We start from the raw sequence: 9,273 nt of genomic DNA, 5'->3' as shown, positions 1-9,273 counted from the left end.
TACAACCCCACGCGGCTGCACTCCACGCTGGGTTATCGCTCACCTGCCGACTACGAGCGCTGCCTTCTGCTGCAGCGCGCTTCCCTACCTATCTGAGTGTCCGGAATGGCTTGACCACGGCACACCTTTCCGTTCGGGCTGAGCTTGTCGAAGCCAGCGATGTGCCATTGGGCCCTTCGACAAGCTCAGGGTGAACGGCGGTGGGGTGGGCAGGCTCCCACTCCCACGGCTGGGATGAGCACCCCCCTTTCCGTTCGGGCTGAGCCTGTCGAAGCCAGCGATGTGCCATTGGGCCCTTCGACAAGCTCAGGGTGAACGGTGGTGGGTTGCAGCAGGCTCCCACTCCCACGGTTGGGATGGGGATCACCTTTCCGTTCGGGCTGAGCTTGTCGAAGCCTGGTGATGCGGGCCCTTCGACAAGCTCAGGGTGAACGGATTGGGGGCCATCGGCTCACACGTCCCTCCCCCGTTCTGCCTGAGCCTGTCGAAGGCCAGTGCGTCACTCGACCGTTGAGGCCGCTCAGGTCAGCAGCCTGTGTCGCATCGGCCGCAGAACGAACCAGGCCAGCAGCGCAGCCGCGCCGCTCATCCCCCCGGCGATCAGGAACACCGCGTGCCAGTCGCCGAGCACCGAGACCAGCACGCTCGACAGCGGCACCATCAGCGAGGCCGTGCCCTTGGCGGTGTAGAGCAGCCCCGCATTGGCGGCCGCGTACTTCGAGCCGAAGGTGTCGGCGCAGGTCGAGGGGAACAGGCTGTAGATCTCGCCCCAGGCGAAGAACACCAGGCCGGTGAGCAGCACGAAGACCACCGGGTGCGCGCCCGAATGGCTCAGGGCGAAGATGGCCACGGCCTCGAGCAGGAAGGCCGCCAGCATCGTCTCCTCGCGCCCGATCTTGTCCGACACCCAGCCGCAGATCAGCCGCGTCGCGCCGTTGAGCACGCGGTCCAGCGCGAGCGCAAACGTGAGCGCCGGCAGCACCAGGCCGAAGAGATCCACCGGCACATCCGCAATGCCGAAATGCACGGCGATAGGCGCCAGTTGCGCGGTGGCCATCAAGCCCCCAGCAGCCACGAGCGCGAAGATGAGGTACATCATCCAGAACACCGGCTGCCTCAGCACCTCGGCCGGGGTGTACTCGCGGCTCGATTGAGGCACGGCCGCCGAAGGCGGCGCCAGCGTGATTCGCGGCAGCAGCTCGTGCGGGTTGTCCAGCGCCAGCGCGAGGGCCATCACGACCAGCCCCTGGCCGAGGCCGAAATAGAGGAAGGCCGATTCGTAGCCGCGCGCCGCTATGACCATCGTGATGGGCAGCACGGTGAGCGCCGAGCCGGCGCCGAAGGCCGCCACCGTCAGCCCCACGGCCAGCCCGCGCTTGTCGGGGAACCACTTCAGCGCGCTGCCCACGCAGGTGCCGTAGACCGCCCCCGCGCCCAGGCCGCCGATGGCCGCCCCCACGTACAGCAGGCCGAGCGAGTCGGCCATCGCGTTCATGACCCAGGCGATGGCGCAGAGCAGGCCGCCGCCGAACACCACCGGGCGCGGGCCGGCCTCGTCCACCAGGTAGCCGGCAAAGGGCACGACAAAGGTCTGTGCAATCACGAAGACCGAGAAGGCCACCTGGACGGCCGCGTGGCTCCAGCCGAACCTGTCCGCCAGCGGGTTGACGAACAGTGTCCAGCCGTACTGCAGGTTGGCGACCATCGCCATGCAGACCAGGCCCATCGCCAGCTGCACCCAGCGGTGGGCCGCGCCCGGCGCGGGCAGGTCCCCGAGGCCCGCGTCGAGCGGCGTGGCGGCGATCTCGCTGCTGCTGCGCTTCATCATCTTCACTCTACGCCTGCGCGGGGCCTTGCAGCCCGCCCTGGTGACGATCGTGACCAAGGTCACCCCCCTCTCGCATCTCCGGCCCGACACGCAACCGCAGGCACAGCCGCGTGCCGGCGCCGGGCCGGCTTTGCAGCTCGAGCCGGGCGCCTATCAGCTGGGCATGCTCGCGGATGCCGGTGACGCCGAAATGGCCGGGGTAGCTCGACTCCGGATCGAAGCCGACACCGTCGTCGGCGATCACCAGCTCGATCTCGCCATCGCCCGCCTGCAGCAAGGCCACCTCGACATGCGCCGCGCGGGCATGGCGGTCGATGTTTCGCAGCGCCTCCTCGGCAATGCGGAAAACTGTCTCGGCCCGCTCGTCGGCGAAGCTCGCCGCCTGGGGATCGGCCCGGTAGCTGACCTCCAGCCCGGTGCGCTCGGCAAAGCGCACGGTCGCGCCGCTGAGCGCGGCCCCCAGGCCCAGGTCGCGCACCGCGTTCAGGCGCATGTGGCTCACGGCGTCACGCGCCTCCTTCAGGCCCTCGCGCGCCACCTCCTCGGCTCGCTCCAGCTCGGCGGCCAGGCGCTGCGGATCGTGGGCATGGAGCATGCGCAGGGTGCGAACCTCGACCAGCATCTCCATCATCGAATGGGCCAGGGTGTCGTGCAGGTCGCGGGCGAAGCGCAGGCGCTCGCGCACGACGGCGGCATAGCGGCTGTCGGCCGCCAGGCGCTCGACCTCGCGGGTGCGCGCCTGCACGCGTTGCTCGAGTTCGCGGGTGAGCTGGTCGAGCTCCGCATGCTCCTGCCGCAGGGCGTTCAGCAGGCGGCCGAAGGCGCGGCCCAGGACCGCCACTTCATCGAAGCCGGCCGGCTCCACGATCCCTTCGGCCTCCTGGTTGGCCACCTTGCGCACCTGCGATGTCAGGTCGCTCAGCCGCCGCGTGAGCCGGCGCGCGAAGGCCACGCCTATCAGCGCCGCAAAGATGCTCAGCAGGATGGAAATGGCGGTGAGCTTCTCCTGCAGGGTGCCGCCGTGCCCGCTCTCTTCGCTGGGCTGGACCACCGCCACGCGGATGCCCAGGCTGCGCAGGCCTGGCGCGCGCGACAGCGGCGCGGTGACGACCACCTGGTGCTCGCCGTTGCCGCCGATCTGGAGCGAGGCGCGCGGCAGGGTCAGCGGCACGTCGGCGGACGACTCTTCAGGCTGCTGGAAGACGATGTCGTGTCGGTCGTCGAGCAGCAGCACGCGGGCCCTCGGATCGGGCTTGGCCTCCTCGCGCGCGGCCTCGACGATCTTGCCGAGCCGCTGGCGCGAGGGCAGCGCCAGGACCCCGCCCGGCCCGGCCACCGCACCTTCCAGATCGATGGCCAGCCGGGTGGCGAAGCGCATCATCTGCGCGTCGCGCTGGGCCAGCATGCTGTTGAGGGCGAAGTCGCCGACGGTCAGCAGCGCCAGCGCGATGGCCAGCGACAGCACGACAGCGAACCAGGCCACCGCGGTCGCCAGGCTGCGCCTGGGATCCAGGGCTTGCAGGTATCGGGACATCGACTTGTAGTGCCGGCGTTCGGGGGCTGACGCCGGTCATCGTCTCCTCGTGGCCGACACGAATACCGCTGCCGCAGCCACTGCCGTATATTGCCTTGAACCCTCGCCGATCCATCCTAGCGGCGGCCCTAAGGACAGCATGAATTCCGTCACCGAGCGAGCCGGCACCCAGCGCATCCGCGTGCTGATCGTCGACGACCAGGCCCTGGTCAGGCGCGGGCTGGCGCTGATGCTGTCGCTCGAGTCGGACATGGAGGTGGTGGGCGAAGCCGGTGACGGCATGGAGGCGATAGAAACGGCCCGGCGCCTGCGCCCGGACGTGGTGTTGATGGACCTGCACATGCCGCGCAAGGGTGGCGTCGCGGCCACGCGCGAGATCACCGCCGCCCTGCCCCAGACCCACGTGCTGGTGCTGACCACCATGGAAGCCGAGCAGAGCGTGTTCGATGCCCTGCGCGCCGGCGCCCTGGCCTACCTGCTCAAGGACGCGACCGAGGTCGAGGTGCTGGAGGGCATCCGCGCCGTCCACCGCGGCGAATCACGCCTGACGCCACAGATCGCCCGCAAGGTGCTGGACCAGTTCCGCCGCCTGTCCGCCCTCGAGCCCAAGCCCACCTACCAGCCCCCGGTGGAAGAGGATCCGGCCGCCTCCTTGAACGACAAGGAGACCAAGGTCCTGCAGCTCATCGCCGAAGGCAAGAGCAACAAGCAGATCGCCGGCCTGCTCTTTCTCGCCGAGGGCACGGTGAAGAACTACGTCAGCCGCATCATGGAGAAACTGCATGCCGGCAGCCGCACGGAGCTGGCGGTCATGGCCTTGCGGCAGAAACGGGTCGAGTGAACGCTACTCGTGGCGCGCCAGGGCGCGGACCACGTCCGACTGCGTGATCATCCCCACCAGCCGGCGCTCGCCATCGATCACCGGCACGTGGTGGTGCCCGGTGCTGGAGAACAGCGGCAGCAGGTCGCCGATCGGCCTGTCCTGGCTCACCACCCGAACCTGCCTCGCCATGATCTGGCCGACCGTCTCGGGCTTGTCACTGTGGGTCGTCGGCGTGGGCCGGATGAGCGACGCGAGTCGCCGCGGCCACTCGGCCTGCGCGTCCACCTTGGCCTCGCGCATGAAATCCGCCAGGGTGACGATGCCCACCAGCCGCTGCGCCCGGTCGACCACCGGCAGCGACTTGATCCGGTGCTGGCGCAGCAGGGCCCAGGCCTCCTGCAGCGGCGTGCCGAAGCTCACCGCCACCGGATCCTGCGACATCACCTCGGCGCAGCGCACCTGCCCCGAGCGGCGCCGCCAGGCCTGCGCCTGCGCCTGCTCCAGCAGCATGTGCAGGTCCTCGCGGCTGAGGTCCAGCACCTGGTTGTAGCGGGCCAGCACGGCGTCGAGGTCGGCGTCGGTGAACGAGCGGTGCCGCACCTCGTCGACCTTCGGGCCCACCGCATGGCGCTGCGGGTAGGTCCGGCCGGTGGCGTGGTTGTAAAGAACCCCCGCCAGCGACAGCAGCAGCGAGTTCACGAGGACCGGGTAGACCGCGAACCCCGGATCACCGACGCCGGCCATCACCATCAGCAGCGCACAGGCGCCGCCCGGCGGATGGAGGCAGCGCAAGGCGAACATCAGCCCGATCGCCACGCCCACGGCCAGTGCCGCGGCCCAGGGGGTGCTGCCCAGCAACTGCACGAAAGCGATGCCGACCAGCGCCGACAGGGTGTTGCCGCCGACCACGCTCCACGGCTGCGCGAACGGGCTCGCCGGCAAGGCGAACACCAGCACCGCGCTGGCCCCTATGGGCGCCACCAGCCACGGCAGGCTGGCATGCGGCGGCGTGAAGGCGTGGCACAGCAGTGCCGTGAGCAGGACACCGAGCAGTGCGCCCAGCGAAGCGCGCCAGCGCTCCTTGCCGTCGACCGTCTGGTCAGGCGGAAGGAAGTCGCGCCAGCTCGCACCCGAAAGCGTGCGCAAGCGGAGGCTGCCGACCTTCACGCGAGTCGGGCGCGGTGCTGCTGCAGCGCCTGCAGCACGATGGCGTTCAGGCCCTCGCCATGCGCCTTGTCCAGGTGCTCGAGGATGCCGCGCCGCATGCGCGGCTCCCAGAAGCGCTGGATGTGCGTGGCCAGGTCGGCCCGCGCCTCGTCGGCATCGGGCATGGCGGCGAAGAAATCGCCGATGCTGTTGGCCATCTGGATGAGGTGCTCGGTGTGCATCGTGTCAGGTGGTCGTCGGTTCGAGGATCAGGCGGTCGGCATGGCTGTAGGCCACCCAGTCGACCCCGCGCGCGAAGCCGATCAGGCAAAGCCCGGCCTCCTGTGCACTGCGCACGGCCAGGGCGGTGGGGGCGGAGATGGCGGCCAGCACGCCGACGCCGGCACGCACCGTCTTCTGCACCATTTCGTAGCTGGCGCGGCTGGTCACCGCGAAGAAGCCCGCCCGCGCATCGGTACGACTGCGCGCGAGTGCGCCGATCAGCTTGTCGAGCGCGTTGTGGCGGCCGACATCCTCGCGCAGCAAGTGGATCTCGCCGGAAGGGTCGCACCACGCGGCGGCATGGGTTGCGCCGGTCGCGGATTGTAGGTGCTGCTGCCTTCGCATCGTGCCCAGCGCCCGGGAGAGACCGTCGACATCGATGGACAAAGAAGTGACTCGCGAATCGATGCGCGGCAGCGCCTGCGCCAGGCTCTCGACGCCACACAGGCCGCAGCCGGTGCGGCCGGCCAGCGTGCGGCGGCGCTCCTTCAGCTTGGCGATGCAGCGGCTCGCGACCTCGATGTGCACCACGATGCCCTCGTCGACCTGCTCGACCTCCACGTCGTGCAGGTCGCCGGGCCGGTCGATGATCCCCTCGCCCAGGGAGAAGCCGTATGCAAAGTCCTCCAGGTCGAGCGGCGTGGCGAGCATCACTGCATGGGAGAGGCCGTTGAACTGCAGGGCCACCGGCACCTCGTCGGCCACGAGGTCGTCGACCATGCGCGGCACGCCGCCGTGGCAGGCGAGCGCCTGCAGGGACGCGGAACCGGGGACGGGGGCGAGGGTGTGCATCGCCGTCATTCCTTGCCGAGCAGCTCGAGCTGCTTCTCGTTGAAGCGCACGTACTCGACCTGCCACTCCGAGGGCTGCGCCACCTTGCTGACCTGGACCGCCGTGACCTTGTACTCGGGGCAGTTCGTCGCCCAGTCGGAGCTGTCGGTGGTGATCACGTTGGCGCCCGACTCGGGGAAGTGGAAGGTCGTGTAGACGACGCCCGGCTGCATGCGATCGCTGACCCTGGCCCGCAGCACCGTCTCGCCGGCACGGCTGGTGATGCCCACCCAGTCCTCGTCCTTGATGCCGCGCTCCTCGGCGTCGTGCGGATGCAGTTCCAGCCGGTCCTCGTCGTGCCACAGGTTGTTGGGCGTTCGCCGCGTCTGCGCGCCGACGTTGTACTGGCTGAGGATGCGGCCGGTGGTGAGCACCAGCGGGAACTTGCGCGTCACCTTCTCGGGCGAGGCCACATACTGCGTGATGACGAAGCGGCCCTTGCCGCGCACGAACTCGTCGACGTGCATGATCGCCGTGCCGTCCTCGGCCGTCTCTTCGTTGCAGGGCCATTGCACGCTGCCGAGCTTGTCGAGCTTGGCGTAGCTGACGCCATGGAAGGTCGGCGTGAGCGCCGCGATCTCGTCCATGATCTGCGACGGGTGGGTGTAGTCCATCGGGTAGCCCAGCGCCTTCGACAGCTCGACGGTCACCTCCCAGTCGGCCAGGCCGCCCAGCGGCTTCATCACCTTGCGAACCCGCGAGATGCGGCGCTCGGCGTTGGTGAAGGTGCCGTCCTTCTCCAGGAAGCTGGAGCCGGGCAGGAAGACATGCGCGTACTTCGCCGTCTCGTTGAGGAAGATGTCCTGCACCACCAGGCACTCGAGCCGCGACAGGGCCTCGGTCACGTGCTGGGTGTTGGGGTCCGACTGCACGATGTCCTCGCCCTGCACGTACATGCCCTTGAAGCTGCCCTCCATGGCGGCGTCGAACATGTTGGGGATGCGCAGGCCCGGCTCCGACGCAAGCGGCACGCCCCACGCGGCCTCGAACTCGGCGCGCACGATGCTGTCGGACACGTGGCGGTAGCCCGGCAGCTCGTGCGGGAAGGAGCCCATGTCGCACGAGCCCTGCACGTTGTTCTGGCCGCGCAGCGGGTTCACGCCCACGCCCTCGCGGCCGACGTTGCCGGTGGCCATCGCGAGGTTGGCGATGCCCATCACCATCGTCGAGCCCTGGGCGTGCTCGGTGACGCCCAGGCCGTAGTAGATGGCCGCGTTGCCGCCGGTGGCATACAAGCGCGCAGCGCCGCGCAGCTCTGCTGCCGGCACGCCTGTCACGGCTTCCGTGTATTCGGGCGAGTTCTCCACCCTGGCCACGAAATCGCGCCACTGCTGGAAGGCCCTTTCCTCGCAACGCTCGGCGATGAAAGCCTCGTTCAGCAGGCCCTCGGTGACGATGACGTGCGCCAGGGCGGTGATCACGGCCACGTTGGTGCCCGGGCGCAGCTGCAGGTGATGGTCGGCGCGCACGTGCGGCGCCGAGACCAGGTCGATGCGGCGCGGGTCGACGACGATGAGCCGCGCTCCCTCACGGATGCGCTTCTTCATGCGCGAGGCAAACACCGGGTGCGCATCGCTCGGGTTGGCGCCGATGACCATGATCACGTCGGACTTCTCGACCGACTTGAAAGTCTGCGTGCCGGCCGATTCGCCGAAGGTCGCCTTGAGGCCGTAGCCGGTGGGCGAGTGGCAGACCCGGGCGCAGGTGTCGACGTTGTTGTTGCCGAAGGCCGCGCGGATCAGCTTCTGGACGAGGTAGGTCTCCTCGTTGGTGCAACGCGAGGAGGTGATGCCGCCGATGGAATCACGCCCATGCCTTGACTGGATGCGGCGGAACTCCGAGGCCGCATGCGCGAGCGCCTCTTCCCACGACACCTCCTGCCACGGGTCGCTGATCTTCGCCCGGATCATCGGCTTGGTGATGCGGTCCTTGTGCGTGGCATAGCCCCAGGCGAAACGGCCCTTGACGCAAGAGTGGCCCTCGTTGGCCTTGCCGTCCTTCCACGGCGTCATGCGCACGACCTGCTCGCCCTTGACCTCGGCCTTGAAGCCGCAACCCACGCCGCAATAGGCGCAAGTCGTGACCACGCTTTTCGTAGGCATGCCGAGCGAGATCACGCTCTTGTCCTGCAGCGTCGCGGTCGGGCAGGCCTGCACGCAGGCGCCGCAACTCACGCACTCGCTGTCCATGAAGGTCTCGTCCTGTCCCGGCGACACGCGCGAGTCGAAGCCGCGGCCGGAGATCGTCAGCGCGAAGGTGCCCTGCGTCTCTTCGCAGGCCCGAACGCAACGGTTGCAGACGATGCACTTGCTCGGGTCATAGGTGAAGTACGGGTTGGACTCGTCCTTCTTCGCCTGCAGGTGGTTGGCGCCTTCGAAGCCGTAGCGAACGTTGCGCAGCCCCACTGCGCCGGCCATGTCCTGCAGCTCGCAATCGCCGTTGGCGCCGCAGGTCAGGCAATCCAGCGGGTGGTCGGAGATGTAGAGCTCCATCACGTCGTGGCGCAGCTTGCCGAGCTTGTCGCTCTGCGTGCGCACCTTCATGCCGGCTTCGGCGGGCGTGGTGCACGAAGCCGGATAGCCGCGCCGGCCCTCAATCTCCACCAGGCACAGGCGGCAGGAGCCGAAGGGCTCCAGGCTGTCGGTGGCGCACAGCTTGGGCACGCCGATGCCGGCCTCGATGGCGGCGCGCATCAGCGATGTGCCGGCCGGCACGGTGACCTGCTGGCCGTCGATCTCGAGCGTCACCTGTGCCTCGGACCCACTCTTGGGCGTGCCGTAGTCGACTTCGTTGAATGGCTGCATGGGTGTGTGTCTCTTCGGTCGTGTT

At 69.0% G+C, this 9,273-nt stretch carries 7 protein-coding genes; 1 reads left to right on the top strand and 6 read right to left on the bottom strand.

Translation table 11 applies throughout. The features are described from left to right. Nucleotides 1-520 precede the first annotated feature (520 nt). Entirely contained in the window at nt 521-1,825 is a 1,305-nt protein-coding gene (gene oxlT / locus ACS5PM_RS27840) for an oxalate/formate MFS antiporter (RefSeq protein ID WP_439391173.1), read from the bottom strand. Between the two features lie 10 nt (nt 1,826-1,835). Further along, nucleotides 1,836-3,362, bottom strand: a complete 1,527-nt coding sequence (locus tag ACS5PM_RS27835) for a sensor histidine kinase (RefSeq protein ID WP_439391166.1) — start codon at nt 3,360-3,362, stop codon at nt 1,836-1,838. Nucleotides 3,363-3,501: 139 nt separating this feature from the next. Here ACS5PM_RS27835 and ACS5PM_RS27830 point away from each other — a divergent pair, with 139 nt between their 5' ends. After that, the gene (locus ACS5PM_RS27830) at nt 3,502-4,203 is read left to right on the top strand and encodes a response regulator transcription factor (protein ID WP_439391165.1); all 702 of its coding nucleotides are present in this window, start codon (nt 3,502-3,504) and stop codon (nt 4,201-4,203) included. A 3-nt stretch (nt 4,204-4,206) separates the two neighbouring features. On the opposite strand, the gene ACS5PM_RS27825 is transcribed toward ACS5PM_RS27830, so the two are convergent. Genes ACS5PM_RS27825 through fdhF form a run of 4 tightly spaced genes read right to left on the bottom strand, consistent with a single transcriptional unit; the run spans nt 4,207 to nt 9,248 of the window. Continuing rightward, on the bottom strand, nt 4,207-5,331 hold the full coding sequence (locus ACS5PM_RS27825; RefSeq protein ID WP_439391164.1) for an HPP family protein: 1,125 nt from the start codon (nt 5,329-5,331) through the stop codon (nt 4,207-4,209). Between the two features lie 17 nt (nt 5,332-5,348). Beyond that, nucleotides 5,349-5,573: a formate dehydrogenase subunit delta gene (locus ACS5PM_RS27820; RefSeq protein ID WP_439391163.1), complete on the bottom strand. Its 225-nt coding sequence runs from the start codon at nt 5,571-5,573 to the stop codon at nt 5,349-5,351. A gap of 4 nt (nt 5,574-5,577) precedes the next feature. Continuing rightward, on the bottom strand, nt 5,578-6,414 hold the full coding sequence (gene fdhD, locus ACS5PM_RS27815; RefSeq protein ID WP_439391162.1) for a formate dehydrogenase accessory sulfurtransferase FdhD: 837 nt from the start codon (nt 6,412-6,414) through the stop codon (nt 5,578-5,580). Next, a complete protein-coding gene (gene fdhF, locus ACS5PM_RS27810; protein ID WP_439391161.1) occupies nt 6,411-9,248 on the bottom strand; it encodes a formate dehydrogenase subunit alpha in 2,838 nt (945 codons plus the stop codon). Before fdhF ends, fdhD begins: the two co-directional genes overlap by 4 nt. Between the last annotated feature and the right edge of the window lie 25 nt (nt 9,249-9,273).

Source organism: Ideonella flava (assembly GCF_051857595.1).
Taxonomy (GTDB): Bacteria; Pseudomonadota; Gammaproteobacteria; order Burkholderiales; family Burkholderiaceae_C; genus Ideonella.
This window is presented reverse-complemented; position numbering and strand designations above follow the sequence as displayed.